Origin of the sequence: Streptomyces sp. NBC_00683, assembly GCF_036226745.1 — a bacterium.
In the GTDB taxonomy this organism is placed as follows: Bacteria; Actinomycetota; Actinomycetes; order Streptomycetales; family Streptomycetaceae; genus Streptomyces.
Genome location: NZ_CP109013.1, coordinates 1,826,103 through 1,845,956, shown reverse-complemented (window position 1 = coordinate 1,845,956; position 19,854 = coordinate 1,826,103). Strand labels below are relative to the sequence as shown.

Annotated in this window: 18 protein-coding genes; 9 read left to right on the top strand and 9 right to left on the bottom strand. The window is 69.6% G+C overall.

Annotated elements, in window-relative coordinates:
* Positions 1-86 precede the first annotated feature (86 nt).
* Entirely contained in the window at positions 87-1,871 is a 1,785-nt protein-coding gene (gene gcl, locus OG257_RS08160) for a glyoxylate carboligase (protein ID WP_329206081.1), read from the top strand.
* Between the two features lie 77 nt (positions 1,872-1,948).
* Here the strand turns inward: gcl and OG257_RS08155 are convergent, their stop codons facing one another.
* The 9 genes from OG257_RS08155 to OG257_RS08115 all read right to left on the bottom strand — a co-directional run bounded on the left by OG257_RS08155 (position 1,949) and on the right by OG257_RS08115 (position 12,790).
* Positions 1,949-2,707 (bottom strand): hypothetical protein, encoded by a 759-nt coding sequence (locus OG257_RS08155; RefSeq protein ID WP_329206079.1) that lies wholly within the window; start codon positions 2,705-2,707, stop codon positions 1,949-1,951.
* Positions 2,708-3,011: 304 nt separating this feature from the next.
* On the bottom strand, positions 3,012-4,469 hold the full coding sequence (locus OG257_RS08150; protein WP_329206077.1) for a catalase: 1,458 nt from the start codon (positions 4,467-4,469) through the stop codon (positions 3,012-3,014).
* Between the two features lie 188 nt (positions 4,470-4,657).
* Positions 4,658-5,551, bottom strand: coding sequence for a 2-hydroxy-3-oxopropionate reductase (locus OG257_RS08145; RefSeq protein WP_329206075.1), 894 nt, complete (start codon positions 5,549-5,551; stop codon positions 4,658-4,660).
* A 43-nt stretch (positions 5,552-5,594) separates the two neighbouring features.
* Positions 5,595-6,434, bottom strand: coding sequence for a TIM barrel protein (locus OG257_RS08140; protein WP_329206073.1), 840 nt, complete (start codon positions 6,432-6,434; stop codon positions 5,595-5,597).
* Positions 6,435-6,589: 155 nt separating this feature from the next.
* Entirely contained in the window at positions 6,590-8,023 is a 1,434-nt protein-coding gene (locus tag OG257_RS08135) for a cellulose binding domain-containing protein (protein ID WP_329206071.1), read from the bottom strand.
* 37 nt (positions 8,024-8,060) lie between these two features.
* Positions 8,061-9,623 (bottom strand): beta-N-acetylhexosaminidase, encoded by a 1,563-nt coding sequence (locus tag OG257_RS08130; protein ID WP_329206069.1) that lies wholly within the window; start codon positions 9,621-9,623, stop codon positions 8,061-8,063.
* A 50-nt stretch (positions 9,624-9,673) separates the two neighbouring features.
* The gene (locus OG257_RS08125) at positions 9,674-10,513 is read right to left on the bottom strand and encodes a carbohydrate ABC transporter permease (RefSeq protein WP_329206068.1); all 840 of its coding nucleotides are present in this window, start codon (positions 10,511-10,513) and stop codon (positions 9,674-9,676) included.
* Entirely contained in the window at positions 10,510-11,475 is a 966-nt protein-coding gene (locus tag OG257_RS08120; RefSeq protein ID WP_329206067.1) for a carbohydrate ABC transporter permease, read from the bottom strand. Before OG257_RS08120 ends, OG257_RS08125 begins: the two co-directional genes overlap by 4 nt.
* Before the next feature lie 49 nt (positions 11,476-11,524).
* Positions 11,525-12,790 carry an extracellular solute-binding protein gene (locus tag OG257_RS08115; RefSeq protein ID WP_329206065.1) on the bottom strand — a complete coding sequence of 422 codons (1,266 nt, stop codon included), beginning with the start codon at positions 12,788-12,790 and terminating at the stop codon, positions 11,525-11,527.
* A 250-nt stretch (positions 12,791-13,040) separates the two neighbouring features.
* Here OG257_RS08115 and OG257_RS08110 point away from each other — a divergent pair, with 250 nt between their 5' ends.
* The 8 genes from OG257_RS08110 (at position 13,041) to OG257_RS08075 (ending at position 19,821) form a co-directional block, all read left to right on the top strand.
* A complete protein-coding gene (locus OG257_RS08110; RefSeq protein WP_329206063.1) occupies positions 13,041-13,883 on the top strand; it encodes a GntR family transcriptional regulator in 843 nt (280 codons plus the stop codon).
* Positions 13,884-13,953: 70 nt separating this feature from the next.
* Complete coding sequence (locus OG257_RS08105) at positions 13,954-14,205, top strand: hypothetical protein (RefSeq protein ID WP_329206061.1); 252 nt, start codon at positions 13,954-13,956, stop codon at positions 14,203-14,205.
* Positions 14,206-14,258: 53 nt separating this feature from the next.
* Positions 14,259-14,579 (top strand): helix-turn-helix domain-containing protein, encoded by a 321-nt coding sequence (locus OG257_RS08100; protein WP_329214978.1) that lies wholly within the window; start codon positions 14,259-14,261, stop codon positions 14,577-14,579.
* 166 nt (positions 14,580-14,745) lie between these two features.
* A complete protein-coding gene (gene uraD, locus OG257_RS08095; protein WP_329206058.1) occupies positions 14,746-15,267 on the top strand; it encodes a 2-oxo-4-hydroxy-4-carboxy-5-ureidoimidazoline decarboxylase in 522 nt (173 codons plus the stop codon).
* 5 nt (positions 15,268-15,272) lie between these two features.
* Positions 15,273-15,662 carry a hydroxyisourate hydrolase gene (uraH, locus tag OG257_RS08090; protein ID WP_329206056.1) on the top strand — a complete coding sequence of 130 codons (390 nt, stop codon included), beginning with the start codon at positions 15,273-15,275 and terminating at the stop codon, positions 15,660-15,662.
* 6 nt (positions 15,663-15,668) lie between these two features.
* Positions 15,669-16,601, top strand: coding sequence for a factor-independent urate hydroxylase (pucL, locus tag OG257_RS08085; protein WP_329206054.1), 933 nt, complete (start codon positions 15,669-15,671; stop codon positions 16,599-16,601).
* 155 nt (positions 16,602-16,756) lie between these two features.
* Positions 16,757-18,154: an 8-oxoguanine deaminase gene (locus tag OG257_RS08080; protein ID WP_329206052.1), complete on the top strand. Its 1,398-nt coding sequence runs from the start codon at positions 16,757-16,759 to the stop codon at positions 18,152-18,154.
* Positions 18,155-18,405: 251 nt separating this feature from the next.
* A complete protein-coding gene (locus OG257_RS08075) occupies positions 18,406-19,821 on the top strand; it encodes a nucleobase:cation symporter-2 family protein (RefSeq protein WP_329206050.1) in 1,416 nt (471 codons plus the stop codon).
* Positions 19,822-19,854: the final 33 nt, after the last annotated feature.

The following is a 19,854-nucleotide window of genomic DNA, read 5'->3' as shown; positions in this document are numbered from 1 at the left end:
CAGAACAGAATTTCCGTAATGCGGAATTGGTGCTCTCAGGTGGCGCGACAGAGCCCGAATCCACCAGGTCCGAGCAGGAGCACTCAATGCCTCGTATGACCGCTGCCCGAGCGGCAGTTGAGATTCTCAAGCGCGAAGGCGTCAGTAACGCGTTCGGTGTGCCGGGTGCGGCGATCAACCCGTTCTACGCGGCACTCAAGGCATCCGGCGGGGTGCACCACACCCTCGCCCGCCATGTCGAGGGCGCCTCCCACATGGCCGAGGGCTACACCCGGGCCGCGGCAGGCAACATCGGTGTCTGCATCGGTACGTCCGGTCCGGCCGGCACCGACATGATCACGGGCCTCTACTCCGCCATCGCCGACTCCGTCCCGATCCTCTGCATCACCGGCCAGGCCCCCACGGCGGTGCTCCACAAGGAGGACTTCCAGGCCGTCGACATCGCGTCGATCGCCAAGCCGGTCACCAAGGCGGCCACCACCGTCCTGGAGGCCGCCCAGGTCCCCGGCGTCTTCCAGCAGGCCTTCCACCTGATGCGCACCGGCCGTCCCGGCCCGGTCCTCATCGACCTGCCGATCGACGTGCAGCTCACCGAGATCGAGTTCGACCCCGATCTGTACGAGCCGCTGCCCGTCCACAAGCCCGCCGCGACCCGCAAGCAGATCGAGCGCGCCGTCGAGATGCTGAACGCCTCCGAGCGTCCGCTGCTCGTCGCGGGCGGCGGGATCATCAACGCGGACGCCTCCGAACTCCTGGTGGAGTTCGCCGAGCTGACCGGTGTTCCGGTCGTGCCGACCCTGATGGGCTGGGGCATCCTCGCCGACGACCACGAGCTCAACGCGGGCATGGTCGGCCTGCAGACCTCGCACCGCTACGGCAACGCGAACTTCCTGGAGTCCGACTTCGTCCTCGGCATCGGCAACCGGTGGGCCAACCGCCACACCGGCAAGCTGGACGTCTACACGCAGGGCCGGACGTTCGTCCACGTCGACATCGAGCCCACCCAGCTGGGCAAGATCTTCGCCCCGGACCTCGGCATCGCCTCCGACGCCAAGGCCGCGCTGGAGCTCTTCGTCGAGGTGGCGCGCGAGCTGAAGGCCGCGGGCACCCTGAAGGACCGGTCGGCATGGGCCGCGTCCACGCAGGAGCGGCGGGCCACGCTGCAGCGCCGCACGCACTTCGACAACGTGCCCCTGAAGCCGCAGCGGGTGTACGAGGAGATGAACAGGGCCTTCGGGCCCGAGACCCGGTACGTGACGACGATCGGCCTCTCCCAGATCGCGGGCGCGCAGATGCTGCACGTCTACCGGCCGCGCCACTGGATCAACTGCGGCCAGGCCGGCCCGCTGGGCTGGACGATCCCGGCCGCGCTGGGCGTCGCCACGGCCGACCCGGAGGGATCGGTCGTCGCGCTCTCCGGCGACTACGACTTCCAGTTCATGCTGGAGGAGCTCGCCGTCGGCGCGCAGCACCACATCCCGTACGTCCATGTGCTGGTGAACAACTCCTACCTGGGGCTCATCCGCCAGGCCCAGCGCAACTTCGACATCGACTTCCAGGTCAACCTGGAGTTCGAGAACATCAACTCCCCGGAGCTGGGCGTCTACGGCGTCGACCACGTCAAGGTCGTCGAGGGCCTCGGCTGCAAGGCGATCCGGGTCACCGAGCCGGACCAGCTGCTGCCCGCGTTCGAGGAGGCGAAGAAGCTGGCGGCGGAGTTCCGGGTGCCGGTGGTCGTCGAGGCGATCCTGGAGCGCGTCACGAACATCTCGATGAGCGGGACGGACATCGCGTCGGTCAACGAGTTCGAGGATGTGGCGACGGAGCCCGGCCACGCGCCGACGTCGATCCGTGCGCTGACGGTTTCCTGACCACCCGGCCACCGTCCGGAGCTCCGGCCCCGGGATTCCCGACCCTGTCGGCGAATCCCGGGGCCGGCGTCGTCCCTCTAGCCGTCCCTGAAGACCTGGTAGTAGTCGGGGGCCGACATCTCCAGCTTGAAGACCATTCCGTACCGCCTGCGCAGGTCTGCGACCGTCGTCGATGCGGGCTCGCGCAAGCACCGGGTGACAGGCGGATCGTTCTCCGTACACGGGCCCGTCTCCTGGACCGGCGTCTTCGGGCTGCTGCGCAGGGTGTCCCAGGACAGGGTCTGCGAAGGGTCGGAGAGCTGGAACGGTTCCGGGGTGTCCGGGCCCGTCGGGTTCGGGCCGCGTCCCCGGTAGTAGGAGACGAGGCGGGTGCGGTAGTCGTCGTGACCGAACGGGATCGGGCCCGTGGGAGACGCGGAGACGTCGTGGTCGCCGGCCGTGAGGACGGCGTCCAGGGTGTCACCGATCCGCTTCGGGTCGGCGCCGTAGTAGGCGGTGATCCTCAGGGAGCAGCGGATCCTGTACCGGTCGTCGCCGGACGGGAAGAACCACTCCCTCGCCGCCCCGCCGACGCACAGGTCGTTCACCGTGGTCAGGCCGAGGACCAGGGGAGTGTCCTTGTCGTAGGCGCGCACGGTGGTCCGGAGATAGTCCTCGGCCACGTTCCGGGTCTCCTGCGCCTCTGTACCGCCCGCCAGTTCGCGCAGCTCCTCGGGGCTCGTGGCGCGGTCCTCTGCGGAGCAGGCGGGGACGGCGAGGACGAGGAGGAGGCCGAGGAGCCCTCTGAGGGACCTGCGCCCGCCGGATGCGGCGCGCGGTAACCGCGTCGTAGTCATAGCGCCATTGTCGGGACGCCGTCGGCGGCATCCATCCGTACCCGTACTCAGATGCGTCGTCCGGAGACGTCGAAAAGGGGCGCGGCGCACGGAGTCGTCCGTGCGCCGCGCCCCTCGGAACAGGGGGCCGCGGCGGCGGTGACCGGGCCGGCGCCCCGGCTTCTTCAGGTCAGAAGCCGGGCCGTCCGGGCCCTTCGCCACCGCACTGGCGTCGTCCGCCGCCGCGGCCTCGTCCTGCCCGCGCCCCGCATGACCCCTCATCCGGGTGTGCGCGGCACGGGCAGGGCCCATGGGGGAGGGAGGGTCAGTCCTCGCGCAGCGCGCGGACCGCCTTCTCCACGCGGGTGCCGTAGTCGGCGTCCGCTGCATGGAAGTGGGCCAGGTTCTTCTCGATCACGTCGTCGCGGGTGACCTGCGAGAGGCCGCCGGCGATGTTGGCGATCAGCCGGTCCTTCTCGTCCGCCGACATCAGGCGGTAGAGCTCACCGGCCTGGAAGAAGTCGTCGTCCTTCGTGTGGGCCGGTGCCTCGTGCGTACCCGTCCAGCCGTGGACGGCGAGCGGCGCGGCCAGGGCGGCGCCGGTCTCCGCGGGACCGGAGTACGAGTTGGGCTCGTAGTTCTTGTCCTGGCGCGAGCCGTAGCGCGTCGCGTGCAGGCCGTCGCGGCCGTAGTTGTCGACGACGGCCGCCTTCGGCGCGTTGACCGGGAGCTGGGTGTGGTTGATGCCCAGCCGGTAGCGGTGCGCGTCGGCGTACGCGAACAGCCGGCCCTGCAGCATCTTGTCCGGCGACGGGCCGATGCCCGGCACGAAGTTGTTCGGGGAGAAGGCGGCCTGCTCGACCTCGGCGAACACGTTGTCCGGGTTGCGGTCGAGGACCAGGCGGCCCACCCGCTGCAGCGGATAGTCGCTGTGCGGCCACACCTTGGTGACGTCGAACGGGTTGAAGCGGTAGTCGGCGGCCTCCGCGGCCGGCATGACCTGCACGTGCAGCGTCCACGACGGGTTGACCCCGCGCTCGATGGCCTGGAGCAGATCCGTCTGGTGCGAGGAGGCGTCCTTGCCGGCGAGCTCGGCGCCCTGGTCGGCGGAGAGGGAGCGCACGCCCTGGTTCGTCTTGAAGTGGTACTTCACGAAGAAGGCCTCGCCCGCCGCGTTCGTCCACTGGTAGGTGTGCGAGCCGTAGCCGTTCATGTGGCGGTACGAGGCGGGGATGCCGCGGTCACCCATCAGCCAGGTGATCTGGTGCGTCGCCTCGGGGGAGTGCGCCCAGAAGTCCCAGACGTTGTCCGGCTCCTGGCGGCCCGTGAACGGGTCGCGCTTCTGCGAGTGGATGAAGTCGGGGAACTTGATCGGGTCCTTGATGAAGAACACCGGGGTGTTGTTGCCGACGAGGTCGTAATTGCCCTCGTCCGTATAGAACTTGAGGGCGAAGCCCCGCGGGTCGCGTACGGCGTCCGCGCCGCCGAGGGAGTCGGCGACCGTCGAGAACCGGATGAACGTCTCGGTGCGTCGGCCCACCTCGGAGAGGAAGTCGGCGCGGGTGAAGCCGGTGACGTCGTCCGTCACCTCGAAGTAGCCGTACGCGCCGGAGCCGCGGGCGTGGACGACGCGCTCCGGGATGCGCTCGCGGTTGAAGCGGGCGAGCTTCTCCAGCAGGTGCTGGTCCTGGAGGAGGATCGGCCCACCGGCGCCGGCCGTGGCGGAGTTCTGGTTGTCGGCGACCGGGGCGCCTGACTCGGTCGTGAGCACACGCTTCGACATGGAGACCTTCCGTACTGGGGCTGCTGACGGCCCCAGGAGCGTAGATTCGCCGGGAACGGAACGTCAACAGTTTGTTGAAATTGGAGGAGATGATTCCGGGCCGCGGCGGCGCCTGGGCGCGACAGGACAGGTGTCAGCGCCACCGCGACCCGGAGTTCGGGGGGCCCTGCGGGGCAGGGCCGGGGGTGTCAGACCTGGGAGCCGGAGAGGCGCTCGACGGCACGCAGCAGCGCGGAGTGGTCCAGCCCGCCGTCGCCCTGCGTGCGCAGCGAGGCGACCAGCTGGGCCACGACCGCGCCGACGGGCAGGGCGGCACCGACGTTGCGGGCGGCGTCCGTGACGATGCCCATGTCCTTGTGGTGCAGGTCGATCCGGAAGCCCGGAGCGAAGTCCCGCTTGAGGAAGTTGTCCTTCTTGCGGGTCAGGACCGTCGAGCCGGCCAGTCCGCCGTTCAGGACGTCGAGGGCCGCGGCCAGGTCGACGCCGGACTTCTCCAGGAAGACCACGGCCTCGGCGCACGCCTGGATGTTGACCGCGACGATCAGCTGGTTGGCGGCCTTCACCGTCTGGCCCGAGCCGTGCGGTCCGCACAGCACGATCGTCCTGCCCAGAGCGTTCAGGAGGGGCTGCGCGGCGTCGAAGTCGGTCTGCTCACCGCCGACCATGATGGACAGCACGGCCTCGATCGCGCCGGCCTCACCACCGGAGACCGGGGCGTCCAGTACGCGGATGTCCTTGGCCTTCGCGTTCTTCGCCAGGTCCACGGAGGTCTGCGGCGTGATCGAGGACATGTCGATCAGCAGAGCACCGGGCCGCGCGTTCTCCAGGATGCCGTCGGGGCCGTACGCGATGGCCTCGACCTGCGGCGACGCGGGCACCATCGTGATGACGACGTCGGCGTCGCGCACCGCGTCCGCGATCGAGGCGGCACCCTTGCCGCCCGCCGCGACCAGCCGGTCGATCTTGTCCTGCTCCAGGGTGTAGCCGGTGACGTCGTAACCGGCCTCGATCAGGTTCTCGGACATGGGCGAGCCCATGATGCCGAGCCCGATCCACGCGACCTTGGGGAGGTTGTTGCTCATGAGGGTGCCTTCCGATAAGCGTGTGTACGAGGGGGCCGGGGCCTCAGCGGGCCGGCCGGGCCGCGGCCGGGAGCCAGTCGAAGGACTCTGCGCTCGGCCGGTCGCCCGGCTTGTACTCCAGGCCGACCCAGCCCTCGTAGCCGGCCTGCGCCAGCTCGTCGAGGAGCTGCTCCAGCGGGAGTGAGCCGGTGCCCGGCGCGCCGCGCCCCGGGTTGTCGGCGATCTGGACGAGGCCGGTCTTGGCGGCGTACGCCTTGATCACCTGGCCGAGGTCCTCGCCGTTCATCGACAGGTGGTAGAGGTCCAGCAGGAAAGCGGCGTTCCCCAGTCCCGTCGCCTCGTTGACCCGGTCGACGACCTCGATCGCCGCCGGTGCGCTCACCAACGGGTAGAGCGGCGACTCCGGCTTGTTGAGGGTCTCGATCAGGAGGGTGGCCCCGATTCCGTCGGCCGCGCGGGCGGCGGCGGTCAGGTTCTCCAGGGCGAGCGCGTCCTGTGCGGCCGGGTCCACGCCGTCGACGCGGTTGCCGTACAGCGCGTTGAGCGCCCGGCAGCCGACCGAGGCGGCGAATTCGGCCGCCACCGCGATGTTGGCGCGGAAGCGGTCCGACTCCGCGCCGGGCACGGACAGTGCGCCACGGTCGGGGCCGGGCAGCTGGCCCGCGTAGAAGTTCAGCCCCACCAGCTGCGTGCCCGCTGCGTCGAGCGCCCCCTTCAGGGCGTCGAGCTCGGCCTGCGCGGGGGTGGGGGTCTCCGTCCAGGGCCACCAGAGCTCGACCGCGGTGAAGCCCGCGGCGGCGGCCGCCGCGGGGCGCTCCAGGAGCGGGAGTTCGGTGAAGAGGATCGAGAGGTTCACATCGAAGCGCTGGTCCGAGTAACCCATAGTGCGCTCCTTCCGTATTGCGGAAGTTAGTTTCTGCTTAACGGAAGATTGCCCGGAAGGAGGTGGGGCTGTCAAGAGGCGTCCTGACTTCCGGACGTGCCGAAGCGGGGTGGAGGCCGCCCGCCTCCACCCCGCCGCCGGTCACACCCGCCGGGTCAGCCGGCCGGCACCGTGTCCTGGAAGGTCGTGCCCGCCGCCCGGTACTGGCCCACCAGTGCGGACACCTGGGCCGGGGACAGGACCTGGTCCTTCACATGCAGGACGTAGTCCACCTGCTGGTCGTAGGACCGGGGCGTGGTGCTGCTCTGGCCCGCCAGGTCGATCAGCCACTGGTTGAAGTTGATCGACATCGGCCGCTCCGGCAGGTACGCCGCCCCGTGCGTGCCGAAGTGCTGCCCGTCGACGTAGTACGTGATGGCGCTGTTGTCGATGGTCACCACCAGGTCGTGCCAGCCCGCATAGCTCTGCCGCGCCTCGCTGTGCTGGTTGACGGCCTCCCACGGGTCGGGGCGGTAGGTCTCCCACGACGTCGTGTAGAGGATGTTGGCCGGCTCGCCCCAGCCGCCGTTGGGCAGGTACTCGAAGTCGTACTCCGCGTAGTCGTCCGCCATCGGCGCCTTGAGGTCGTTGATGGTGAAGAACGTCTGGACGAGGTGGTCGCCGTCGGGCCCGGACCGGGGGGCGTCGCTGAACTTCACCCGGGCCGCATAGGTGCCGTTACGGAACTTCGTGGCCTGCGTGAGGATCTCCGTGTGCTCCGTCGAGGCGCCGGTACCCGCCGTGGACGTCTCCAGGTTCATCACCGAATTGCCGCTCTGGCTGCTGAAGGTGACGTTCTCCGGAGCCCACACGGCACCCGGCACACCCGGACCGCCGGAGTTGGAGCGGACGCTCCAGCCGTGCGCGGCGATACCCGGGTCCGTGTGGCCGCTGTAGTTGAAGTCGTCGAACAGCCTGGGCCCGTCCGCCGGCGGATCGGTGGGGGGATCCGTCGGATCCGTCGGGCCGTTGCCGCCGGGAGCCTCGCCCCAGGCCGTGACCCCGCCGAGCTGCGCGGTGATCCGGGGCCAGTCGCCGTACGCGGTCCGCTCGGCGCCGAAGGAGTAGTCGTCGCTCTGCCGCAGCGACTGCCAGTCCGCCCGGTGGAAGCGCAGCTGCATGTCCCCGGTGTCCGCACCGGGGGCCAGGGAGCCCGCGCCCGAGGTGAACGCGATCTCCAGGTAGCGGTCGGCGTCTGCCGTCGGGTTCGCGAGCGTCCCGAACGTACCGGTGATGTTCCCGCAGCCCTTCACCGCCCAGGAGCAGGCGAACCGGTAGGCCGTAGAGGCCGAATCGGCCTTGAAGTAGTACCGCACCTTGACGTTGCTGAGCGGGACGCTCGTACTGCCGGTGTTGCGCACCTTCAGCCAGGGCTCGCTCTGGTCGGCCGTCGCTCCGGACGCACTCGTGCGGTACTGGACGACGAGCCCGTCGGCAGCGGCAGCGGCGCCGGCGGTCGAGGGGACGGCGGCGAGGGCGGTGCAGCCCAGCGCCACGGTGACGGCGGCAGCCGCGGCCGAACGGAGCCGGCTCCTGTCGATCTTCCTCATGGGATGTTCCTCTCCGGAACAGTGGTGGGGGATTGAGCTACCGAGGGGATGGCGCTGTACCTGCGGAGGCGGTCATGAGGGACCGCGGGGTCAGGGGGTGGTAGGGGACACCGAGGGCGTCCAGCCGCGCGGTGTGGTGGCGCAGGCGCTCGACGAACCCCGGCCAGTCACCGCCGCTGCCGGACCAGGCGCGGTCGGCCAGGGCGCACAGGCGGGGGTAGGTGAGGTACTCGATCCGGTCCTGCGTCCGCACGTACTCGGTCCACAACTGCGCCTGGGTGCCCAGGACCAGCTCGGCCTCGCCGGCCTCCCAGTCCTCCGGCGCCGGCTCGTTGCCGTACACGGTGTGCAGACCGACGGGGTCTCCCGGCTGCGCGGGCGGCTCGCCCGGATCCGTGGACTGGGCGTAGTCGAGGTACGTGGCACGGTGATGCGCGCTCACCACCCGGTGGCCGCGGCGGGCGGCGGCACGGGCGTGGGCCGGGTCGCGCCAGGTCATCACCGTGAAGTCGAGGGGGAGTTCGGTGCCGGTCTCGGCCCAGCCGGTGGGCCTGCGCCCCCGCTCCACGAGGAACGACCCGATGCGGCCCATGAACCAGCCGTGCAGCGCCCCGGGACCGGCGAGCCCCTCGGCCGCCGCCCGGTCACGGGCCGCGGGGCTGTTCTCCCATTCGGTGGTCGGGCACTCCTCGCCGCCGATGTGGATGTACGGGGACGGGAAGACGTCCATGACCTCCTCCAGCACCGTCCGGCAGAAGTCGAAGACCTGCTCGTGGACGCCGAGCACGGTGTCGCAGACGCCCCATTCGGTCCAGACATCGAGACTCCGGCCCGGGTGGTTGCCCAGCTCGGGGTAGGCGGCGAGGGCCGCGCGCACATGACCGGGCATCTCGATCTCGGGTACGACCGTCACCCCGCGGGCCGCGGCGTGGCCGACCAGGTCCCGCAGCTCCTGCTTGGTGTACGCCCCCGAGTGCGGGACACCGTCGGACAGCGACTCGGCCCGGTGGCTCCCCACCGAGGTCAGCCGCGGAAAGGCGTCCACCGGCATGCGCCAGCCCTGGTCGTCGGTGAGGTGCAGATGGAGCGTGTTGAGTTTGTGGAAGGCCAGGAGGTCGACGTACCGGCGCAGATACGACACGGGCTGGAAGTGCCGGGCCACATCGAGCATCGCGCCGCGCCACGGGTAGCGCGGCACATCGCTGATCTCGACGCACGGCAGCTCCCAGGACGCGGCCCGCGCACCGCCCGAAAGGGCTTCGGGGGGCAGCAGCTGACGGATCGTCTGCACCCCGCGGAGCAGTCCGGTCGGCCGGGCGGCGCGCAGCAGAAGCGCCTGCGGTCCGACGGTGAGGCCGTACCCCTCCTCGCCGAGCCCGCCGAGCTGCGGGTCGAGCGCCAGGACGATCCGGCCGTCGGCCGCGGGGGCCAGCGGCAGGCCGGTGGCCGGGCCGAGCAGCGTACGCAGCAGCTCGGCCGCCGCTTCGGTGCCCGGCAGGGCACGGACGCAGGTGCCGGCGTCGAGGACGAAGCGGCCGGGGCGGGGCGAGACCTTGCGGGGCCGGGGTACGAGGGAGAGCTCGGGGCGTGATGCGGGCATGGGGGCCTCCGGATTCGGATCTCGGGCGGTTCGCGGTACGGCGACGGGGGTCAGCCCTTGACGGCGCCGGCCGCGAAGCCGGAGGTGACATGGCGCTGGAGGAGCAGAAAGATGACCAGCGCGGGCAGGGCGAAGAGCGTGGAGGCGGCCATGGTGGCGCCCCAGTCCGTGCCGAAGGTGTTCTGGAAGGACGACAGCCAGACCGGCAGGGTGCGGTTGTCCTGCTGCTTGATGATCAGGAAGTTGGCGTACGCGAACTCGTTCCAGGCGGTGATGAATCCGAAGAGCGAGGTGGCCATCAGGCCGGGAGCGAGCAGGGGCAGCGCCACTCGCCGAAAGGCGCCGGTCCGGGTGCAGCCGTCGACCTGCGCCGCCTCCTCCAGCTCGGGCGGGATGGTCGCGATGAAGCCCCGCAGCACCACGATCGTGAACGGCAGCGTGATCATGAAGTAGACCAGGGTCAGCGTCGGCAGCCGGTCGAGCATGTCCGTGTCGCGGGAGATGATGTAGATGGGGATGATCAACGACTCCCAGGGCGCCATCTGGGCGATGAAGACCAGCAGCATGAACTGGCGCCGGCCCTTCCACCTCATCCTGGCCACGGCGAACGCCGACCCGAGCGCCACGACCAGCGCCAGCAGCACCGCGCCGAGCGTGACCAGGATGCTGTTGCGCCAGAACAGCTCGAACCCGTCGGCCTGCACGGCCCGTCGGAAGTGGTCCAGCGTCCAGGTGTACGGAACGAGCTGCGGGTCGGCCGACTGGATGTCCCGGGACGGCTTGAAGGCCGTCGAGATCATCCAGTACACCGGGAAGAGGCAGACGACGACGGTCACGACAGCGGCGGCGTTGAGCGGGATCCGCCGGATCCGGGGGCGTAGCAGGGTCATCGGAGTTCGTCCTCCTGGCGGAACATCTGGCGGAAGTAGAGGACGAGCACCCCGGACATCAGCACCACGGTGACCATCGAAGCGGCGGACCCCAGGTCGTAGCGCTGGCTGGAGAGCGCCGTCTGGACCGCGTACACGGGCAGGATCGTGGTGGAGTCGCCGGGACCGCCGCGGGTCATCACCCAGATCTGGACGAACGCCTTGAACGTCCAGATCACCTCGAGCGAGAAGACCAGCATGAAGATCGGCCGGAGCATCGGGAAGGTGACCGAGCGGAAGATCCGGACGCCGGACGCACCGTCCAGCCGGGCCGACTCGTAGAGCTCGGCCGGGACGGTGGTGAGCGCCGAGTAGAGGGTGATCGCCGCGAACGGCACGGACTGCCAGACGATGAGTACCACCAGGATCACGAAGGCCGCCGTACCGTTCGCGAACCACGGGTAGCGGTCGAACGAGCCGAAGCCGAGCGAGGTCAGCAACCAGTTGACGATGCCGAACTCGGAGTGGAACAGCCACTGGAAGACCGTGGTGGCCGCGACCACCGGCATGGCCCAGGCGAGCACCAGCGCACAGAGCACCGCTGTGCGCCCCGCCCGGCCGAGCCGCTCCGTCATCAGCGCGACCAGGGTGGAGATGACCATGATCAGTACGACGTTGACGGCCATGAACACGAAGGTGCGGCCGACCACCTCCCAGAACCGCGGGTCGGACAGCAGCGTCCGGTAGTTCCGCAGTCCGACGAACTCCGCGTCCCCGCTGATCAGCTGGCGGAGCCGGAAGTCCTGCAGCGAGATCAGCACGGCCCGCGCGAGCGGGTACACGAGCAGGTAGAGCATGCCGCCGATCGCGGGGGCGATCAGGGCGTACGGCCAGAGGTTGCGCGAGGGGCGGGGCCGCCGCCCCGGCGGTGCTCCCGCGGGATGATGGACGCGTGGTGCGGTCCGTTCACGGACGACCGGCACGGCAGGCCTCCTTTCGGTGAGGGGAAGGGCAGGGCGGAAGCGGGCGGGGTCAGGAGCCGGCGTTCATGGCCCTGGTGATGTCCGCCGAGGCCTTGGCGGCCTCCGCCGCGGCGTTCTTGCCGGTGAGGACCGCGGTCATGTAGTCCTTGATCGGGTTCTCGGCCTCGACCGCTGCCCAGCCGGGCGTGTTGGGCGTCGCATGGCCGTTCGCCGCGCCGACCGCCATCGCGGAGGCGCCCGGGTCACCGGCCACGGACGAGGCCAGCGTGGTCCGGTTGGGCACATAGCTCATGGCCACGGCGAGCTTCTTCTGCCAGGCGTCGCCCGTGAGTTCCTTGATGAACGTCAGCGCCTCGTCGGGGTGGCCGGCCGCGGCGGGCACGACCAGATCGGATCCCCCGGTGAACACCGCGCCCGGAGTGCCGGCCGTCTTGCCCGGGATCGGGAAGAAGCCGAGCTTTCCCTTGAGCTCCGGGTTGTTCTCCATGACCACGTTCGCCCCGCCCGGAGTGGAGATCACCTGGGCCACCTGCCCCTGCGCCATCACCTCGGCCTGCGGCGGATCGTCCTCGTCGGAGTCCTTGGGACCCTTGCCGAGTGCCTGGAGCTGGGCGTAGAACTCCATGCCGCGCAGCGCCTCGGGCGAGTCCAGCGCGCCCTTCCAGCTGCCACCGGACTCGGTGGCGAAGTCGCCGCCCTCGTCCCAGATGAAGCCGCCCAGCGCGTACCAGAGCTGTCCGGGCAGGTAAATGCCCTGCGTGCCGCCCTTGTTGAGCTTGGTGGTGGCAGCGATCCACTGCTCACGCGTGGTGATGGAGGCGGCGTCGACCCCGGCCTTCTCGAACAGGTCCGTGCGGTAGATGACGACCCGGTTGGCCGCGTAGTAGGGGATCCCGTACTGCTTCCCCTTGTACGAGCCGGGCTCGGCCAGGCCCTTCAGCCAGTCCTTCCCGTTCAGCTCGTCCTTCTTGTCGCTGAGGTCCAGCAGCCCGCCGCTCTCGGCGAACTGAGCCACCTGGGTGTTGCCCGCCTCGATCACGTCCGGGGCGTCGTTGCTGGCCAGCGCCGCGGTGATCTTCTGCCCGATCCCGTCCCACTCCTGGATCTGGACCTTGACCTTGATCTCCGGGTGCTGGGCCTCGAAGCCCGCGACGAACTCCTTCTGGAAAGCGGCCGAGACGCTGTCGCGCATCAGCCAGACGTCGACCGTCGTCACACCACCGGCCTCACCGGCGTCGTCCGAGGAGGAACTACAGGCACTGAGGGCGGCGGCCATCACAAGCGCGCAACCACCGGCAAGCAAGCGGTACTTCACGGTTCACCTCAACGAGAACAGGACCTGACCACCTGACCAGTGAAGCCCACTGGACAGCTCACCTCTTGGTGGTGGATGAAGGTGGCATAGACCAATGGGGCCGTCAACCCCTTGTGTACAAAGGGGTCTTGATGATCTCTGAGTGCCGGAGTCCTCTGTCCTTCTCGTAAAGGGCGGCTACACTGCCCTGACCAGTGAGAGCCTGTTGGTCAACTGGTCAGGTGAAACCTGACGTCAGGAGGGTGAAGGCATGGCAGACGACGTACCGGGGACGGTGCTCAAACGGGAGCGGGCCCGCGACGCCGTCCTCGAGCTCATCGAGTCGCGCAGTCCCGGGGACGCCATTCCCTCCGAGCGCGCCCTCTGCACCCTGCTCGGCGTGTCCAGGCCCACGGTGCGCGCCGCGATCGACGAGCTCGTGGCCGCCGGGCTCCTGGTCCGCGAACACGGCCGCGGCATGTTCGTCGCACCCGAGAAGATCACCCAGGAGCTCGTCTCCGCCGACCTCGCCCTGGGCGTCCCGCAGGCGGCCGGGGCGTGGTCGAGCCGCCTGCTGGAGTTCACCACCCTCCAGGCCGGCGCCCGGGTCGGCCGCAAGCTGCGGATGTCGCCCGCCGAGGAGATCGTGTACGTCGCCCGGCTGCGCCTGGTCGACGGGGCGCCGATGGCCATCGAGCACCTGCACATCAGGGCGGCGTTCGTCCCCGGCCTGTCGGCCCACGAGCTGGAGAGCGGCGACCTGTACGAGCACCTGCGGGACACCCACGGAGTGCACGTCCACGAGGCGGTCCAGGCCATCGAGCCCACCGTCGTCACCCGGGCGGAGGCGCGGCTCCTGGAGGTTCCGGAACTGTCCCCGGCGCTCCTCTTCGAGCGGCTGACCTCGGACACCGCCGGCCGGCCCGTGGAGTACGTCCACTCCGTCTACCGGGGCGACCGGTACCGGATCGTCTCCCGGCTCGCGCTCGGTCCGGCGGCCGCCGCCGCGGGGCTGGTCAGGGACGGGCACCACCCCGGCATCCCGCCCGGCGACTTCGCGCACGGCGACCCGATCAGCTCCTCCACCCGCGGGGACATCCAGTCGGGCTCCTGACCGCCGTGCCTTAGGGTCGGGAGCCAGCCGTGCGAGCAGACGACCGCGGCGGGGACATGAGGGAGGCACAGTGCGCTTGAGGGTGGAATTCACCACCGAGCCCTTCGATCTCGACGAGGCGCCCGCCCATGCGGTGGTGGCCCGCGAGGTGATCCGGACGGCCGAGCTGGACTCGGTGGATGTCGGACCGTTCGGCAACACGGCCGAGGGCGGCGCCGACCAGGTCCTCACGGCCGTGGACTCCCTGCTGCGCAAGGCCCTGGCCTCGGGTGCCACCCGGGTGTCGCTCCAGGTCAACGTGATCGGGGAGGACACCCCGTGACCGGACAGGGGGAGCACCCCCTGGTCGCCGCGGTGAAGCCGCTCGTGGACGCCATGGGCGCCGAGCTGCTCGGCCCCGAGCAGGCGCAGGCCGACGATGTGGTGCTCGCCTGGGAGGGGGAGGACGTCATAGCCGTGCGGCTCCCGCAGCTCTCCGACTCGCTCGACCACATCCTGGCCGGAATGGAGCGGCGGCACGGGATGCCGCTCGCCGACCTGGACCGCAAGACCAAACAGCGGATCGTGCGGACTCTGGAGGCACGCGGTGCCTTCGCCGTACGGCACGGCGTGGAGACCGTGGCGGGCGCCCTGGGCGTCAGCCGCTTCACCGTCTACAACTACCTCAACCGCGAAGACGGTACCAAGGGTGAGTAGTTGACCGAGGGGTGAGCCGTGCGCACCGAGAGCCGCTGTCCGGATGCCGGGACGGCGGCTCTCCGCGTTCGCGGAATTTCAACAAACTGTTGACGTGATGTTGTGAAAGGCGTTAGCTATCCGCAGCCCGTACAACGCACAGCGAAAAACAGCCACGGAGGCTCCCGTGACTTCGAGCTCCACACCGGGCCTCGCCCGGTTCAACACCCTGGCGGCCGTAGAGGCCACTGCCGCGCTGCACGAGGTGTGCGCCAGCGCGGCATGGGGGAGCACGGTCCTCGCTCACCGGCCGTACGCCACCGCAGAAGCCCTGTTCTCCACGAGCGACGCCGCCACGGCCGAGCTCTCTGTGGAGGACCTGGCCGAAGCGATGGCAGGCCATCCGCCGATCGGCCGCCCGAAGCCCGGGGATCCGGCCTCCGCCCGCGAACAGCGGGGGATGGCCGGAGCGTCCGAGGAGCTCAGGACCGAGATGCTCGAACTGAACCTGGCCTACCAGGAGCGGTTCGGCCACGTCTTCCTGATCTGCGCCACCGGAGCAACCGGTGAGCAGATGCGCGACGCGGTGAAGTCCCGGATCGGGAACTCGCCCGAGCAGGAGCGTGAGATCGTGCGCACCGAACTGGGCAAGATCAACCGTATCCGGCTGACCCGCCTCGTACAGGAAACCCCAGAACAAGGAGCGTGACGGCCTTGAGCACCGACACCACCGCATCGGTGTCCACCCACATCCTGGACACCAGCATCGGCCGCCCCGCCGAAGCCGTCACCGTCTCGCTCGCCGCCCGCGGCGGCGACGCGCAGTACGTGACGCTCGGCGGATCCGCGACCGACGCGGACGGGCGCTGCAAGGACCTGCCGGCCCTGCCGGAAGGCACCACCCACGTACGGCTCGTCTTCGACACCGAGTCGTACTTCACCAGCCAGAAGCAAGCCGAGGCGCAGCAGGACGCCCCCCGCGTAAGGGACAGCGGTGCGTTTTTCCCGGAGGTGGCGATCGCATTCGCCGTCACGCCGGGCGAGCACTATCACGTACCGCTGCTGCTCAACCCGTTCGGCTACTCCGTTTACCGAGGGAGCTAGCAGACAATGCCCACGATTCTCGGCCAGAACCAGTACGGCAAAGCAGAGAACCGCGTCGTCAGGATCACGCGGGACGGCGACACCCACCACATCAAGGACCTCAACGTCTCGGTCGCCCTCTCCGGCGACATGGACGAGGTCCACTACTCCGGTTCCAACGCGAACGTCCTGCCGACCGACACCACCAAGAACACGGTGTTCGCCTTCGCCAAGGAACACGGCATCGCGTCCGCCGAGCAGTTCGGCATCCACCTCGCCCGGCACTTCGTGACCTCGCAGGAGCCGATCAAGACGGCGCGGATCCGGATCCAGGAGTACGCCTGGGAACGCATCGCGACCTCGGACGGCAACTCCAAGTTCATCGGCGCCGACGAGGTCAACCACTCCTTCGCCCGCAAGGGCCAGGAGCTGCGCACCACCCAGATCACCTTCGACGGCGAGAACTGGGAGATCATCTCCGGTCTCAAGGACCTCACCGTCATGAACTCGACCAACTCGGAGTTCTGGGGCTACGTCAAGGACAGGTACACGACGCTCAAGGAGGCGTACGACCGCGTCCTGTGCACCGACGTGTCGGCCGCCTGGCGTTACAACTGGACCAGCGACGACGAGCGGATGCCCAACTGGGAGAAGTCGTACGAGCAGGCCAAGAAGCACATGCTGCAGGCCTTCGCCGAGACGTACTCCCTCTCGCTCCAGCAGACCCTCTACCAGATGGGTTCGCGCGTCATCAACAGCCGCAGCGAGATCGACGAGATCCGCTTCTCGCTGCCGAACAACCACCACTTCCTCGTGGACCTGGAGCCCTTCGGACTGAAGAACGATACCGCCGACGGTGCCGTCTACTTCGCCGCCGACCGGCCGTACGGCCTCATCGAGGCGACGGTGCTCCGGGACGGTGTCGAACCGAGGATCCCGGTCGACATGACCAACCTCTGACACAGCACCGAGCCGGCCTCCCGCCACCCCGCAGTCGTGCGGGGGGCCGGACGTCCTCCTCACACCTCGGCACCCACGGCCTCGACGCTGTGGCACTCAAATCCTCCTAGGGTCCTGCCGTGCCCACATCGCCAGAGACAGAAGAAGGAAGCACCATGGCAGCTTCGGCGGACCCCAGGCCCACAGAGCGCATCGTCATCGAGAACTGTTCGATCGCGACCGTCGACGCCCACGACACCGAGTACGCCTCGGGCCATGTCGTCGTGGCGGGCAACCGCATCGAATCCGTCGGCGCGGGCAAGGCGCCCGAAGGCCTCACCGATGTCGTACGACGCATCGACGGCACCGGCCACCTCGTCACACCCGGACTGGTCAACACCCACCACCACTTCTACCAGTGGATCACCCGGGGGCTCGCGACCGACCACAACCTCTTCGACTGGCTGGTCGCCCTGTACCCGACGTGGGCGCGCATCGACGAGCGGATGGCCGGCGTGGCCGCGCAGGGCTCGCTCGCCATGATGGCCCGCGGCGGTGTCACCACCGCGATGGACCACCACTACGTCTACCCGCAGGGCGCGGGCGACCTGTCCGGCGCGATCATCGGCGCCGCACGCGACATGGGCGTACGGTTCACCCTCGCCCGCGGTTCCATGGACCGCAGCGAGAAGGACGGCGGACTGCCGCCGGACTTCGCGGTCGAGACCCTCGAAGGCGCCCTCGCCGGCACCGAGGCGACCATCGACGCACACCACGACGCTTCGTTCGACGCGATGACCCGGATCGCCGTCGCGCCCTGCTCACCCTTCTCCGTGTCGACCGAACTCCTCAGGCAGGGGGCCGAGTTGGCCCGCCGACGCGGAGTGCGGCTGCACACGCACGGATCGGAGACCGTCGAGGAGGAGCAGTTCTGCAAGGAACTGTTCGGCATGGGCCCCACCGACTACTTCGAGTCGACGGGCTGGCTCGGTGACGACGTGTGGATGGCGCACTGCGTCCACATGAACGACTCCGACATCGCCGCCTTCGCCCGCACCGGCACCGGTGTCGCGCACTGCCCGTCCTCCAACGCCCGCCTCGCCGCAGGCATCGCCCGTGTCCCCGACATGCTCGCCGCGGGCGTCCCCGTCGGTCTCGGCGTCGACGGCACCGCGTCCAACGAGTCCGGCGAACTCCACACCGAACTGCGCAACGCCCTCCTCATCAACCGTCTCGGCGCCCACCGCGAGAAGGCCCTCAACGCCCGACAGGCCCTGCGCCTGGGGACGTACGGCGGCGCACAGGTCCTCGGCCGCGCCGAGGAGATCGGTTCCCTGGAGGCCGGCAAGCTCGCCGACCTCGTCCTGTGGAAGCTCGACACACTGGCCCACGCCTCCATCGCCGACCCGGTGACCGCGCTCGTCTTCGGCGCCGCGGCACCCGTCACCCTCTCCCTCGTCAACGGCAGAACCGTCGTCGAGGACAACCACCTCATCACGGTGGACGAGGACGCCATCGCCCGCGCGACCCGCGACGAGGCCAGACGCCTGGCGCAGATCGCCGCCGGAGCCTGACGCATGGCCGCCGGAGCCTGACGCTCCGCGCGCTTCCCCCGACTGGCCGGCCGAGGGGGACGGCCCTGGGCCGGCCGCCGTGGCCCGAACCGGGTCCACGGCAGCCGTTGCGAGGGCGCGTACCCATACGTACGCGCCCTCGCACCGGTGACGAAAGCTGCCGCATCAGCTGCACGACCTGCACCAACGCACCACTCAGCACCACCTCCCTGACACCCGCGTCCCCGACGCGTACCCGACCGGAGGAAGCCGTGGCAGCTACGCCCAGGTTTCGCACAGAGATATCCGAAGGAACCGACCGGAAGCACCCGGTCGACGAGACACTTCCCCCACTGAAGATGTTCACCAGCGGTCTGCAGCACGTGGCCGCCATGTACGCCGGTGTCGTCGCCCCGCCGATGATCGTGGGACCCGCCGTCGGCCTCACCGCGAAGGAGACCGCCTTCCTGATGGGGGCGAGCCTCTTCACCGCGGGCATCGCCACCCTCCTGCAGACCCTCGGCTTCTGGCGCGTCGGCGCCCGGCTGCCGTTCGTCAACGGGGTCTCGTTCGCGGGGGTCACCCCGATGATCGCGATCGGCAAGGACCGGGGGCACGACGGCATCGCCGTCATCTTCGGCGCGATCATCGTCGCCAGCCTCCTCGGCTTCGTACTCGCCCCGTACTTCTGCAAACTCGTCCGGTTCTTCCCGCCCGTCGTCACCGGCACCGTCATCACCCTGATCGGCGTCTCGCTGCTGCCGGTCGCCTTCAACTGGTCCCAGGGCGGCAACGCGGGTGCCGACGACTACGGTTCGACGACCAACATCACGATGGCCGCCGTCACCCTCGTGATCGTGCTCGCCCTGCGCAAACTCCTGCGCGGCTTCCTCCAGCAGATCGCGATCCTGCTCGGCCTGGTCATCGGCACGCTGATCGCGATCCCGGTCGGCATCACCGACTTCGGGACCCTCGGGGACGCCGACCTGGTCGGCTTCCCGACGCCGTTCCACTTCGGCGCCCCGCAGTTCGAGATCGCCGCGATCGTCTCGATGTGCATCGTGATGCTGGTCTGCATGACCGAGTCCACCGCGGACATGCTGGCCCTCGGCAAGATCGTCGGACGTCCGGCGGACGAGCGGACCATCGAGGGCGGTCTGCGCGCCGACACGCTGGGCAGCGCCATCAGCCCGCTCTTCAACGGCTTCATGTGCAGCGCGTTCGCCCAGAACATCGGGCTGGTCGCGATGACCAAGGTCCGCAGCCGCTTCGTCGTCGCGGCGGGCGGAGCGATCCTCGTGGTGCTCGGACTGGTCCCGGTCGCCGCGTCCGTCATCGCCCTCGTACCGCTGCCCGTACTCGGCGGCGCCGGCATCGTCCTCTTCGGCTCGGTCGCCGCGAGCGGTATCCAGACGCTGGCCGCCGCGGCCCTGGAGAAGGGCGAGAACGCGCTGATCGTCGCGACCGCCGTCGGCATCGGCCTGATCCCGATCGCCGCGCCGGACTTCTACCACGCCTTCCCCGAGGACCTGCTCGTCGTCCTCGACTCGGGCATCTCCACCGGCTGTGTTGTGGCGATCCTGCTGAACCTGGCCTTCAACCACCTGGGCCGGAAGCCGGCGGGCGACGAGGAGGCCGCCGGAGGCGAACCGTCGAAGGATCCGGTGGCCCTGCCCGTCGCCCACTGACCGGGCGGCTTCGGCGCCCGAGGCGCGTACGAC

Bases quoted from the DNA above. Each gene is read 5' to 3' on its own strand.
- OG257_RS08110 (WP_329206063.1), top strand. From the start codon at position 13,041: ATGGCAGACGACGTACCGGGGACGGTGCTCAAACGGGAGCGGGCCCGC.
- OG257_RS08155 (WP_329206079.1), bottom strand. From the start codon at position 2,707: ATGACTACGACGCGGTTACCGCGCGCCGCATCCGGCGGGCGCAGGTCC.
- OG257_RS08130 (WP_329206069.1), bottom strand. From the start codon at position 9,623: ATGCCCGCATCACGCCCCGAGCTCTCCCTCGTACCCCGGCCCCGCAAG.
- pucL (WP_329206054.1), top strand. From the start codon at position 15,669: ATGCCCACGATTCTCGGCCAGAACCAGTACGGCAAAGCAGAGAACCGC.
- OG257_RS08125 (WP_329206068.1), bottom strand. From the start codon at position 10,513: ATGACCCTGCTACGCCCCCGGATCCGGCGGATCCCGCTCAACGCCGCC.
- OG257_RS08100 (WP_329214978.1), top strand. From the start codon at position 14,259: ATGGGCGCCGAGCTGCTCGGCCCCGAGCAGGCGCAGGCCGACGATGTG.
- OG257_RS08135 (WP_329206071.1), bottom strand. From the start codon at position 8,023: ATGAGGAAGATCGACAGGAGCCGGCTCCGTTCGGCCGCGGCTGCCGCC.
- gcl (WP_329206081.1), top strand. From the start codon at position 87: ATGCCTCGTATGACCGCTGCCCGAGCGGCAGTTGAGATTCTCAAGCGC.
- OG257_RS08080 (WP_329206052.1), top strand. From the start codon at position 16,757: ATGGCAGCTTCGGCGGACCCCAGGCCCACAGAGCGCATCGTCATCGAG.
- OG257_RS08140 (WP_329206073.1), bottom strand. From the start codon at position 6,434: ATGGGTTACTCGGACCAGCGCTTCGATGTGAACCTCTCGATCCTCTTC.
- OG257_RS08145 (WP_329206075.1), bottom strand. From the start codon at position 5,551: ATGAGCAACAACCTCCCCAAGGTCGCGTGGATCGGGCTCGGCATCATG.
- OG257_RS08150 (WP_329206077.1), bottom strand. From the start codon at position 4,469: ATGTCGAAGCGTGTGCTCACGACCGAGTCAGGCGCCCCGGTCGCCGAC.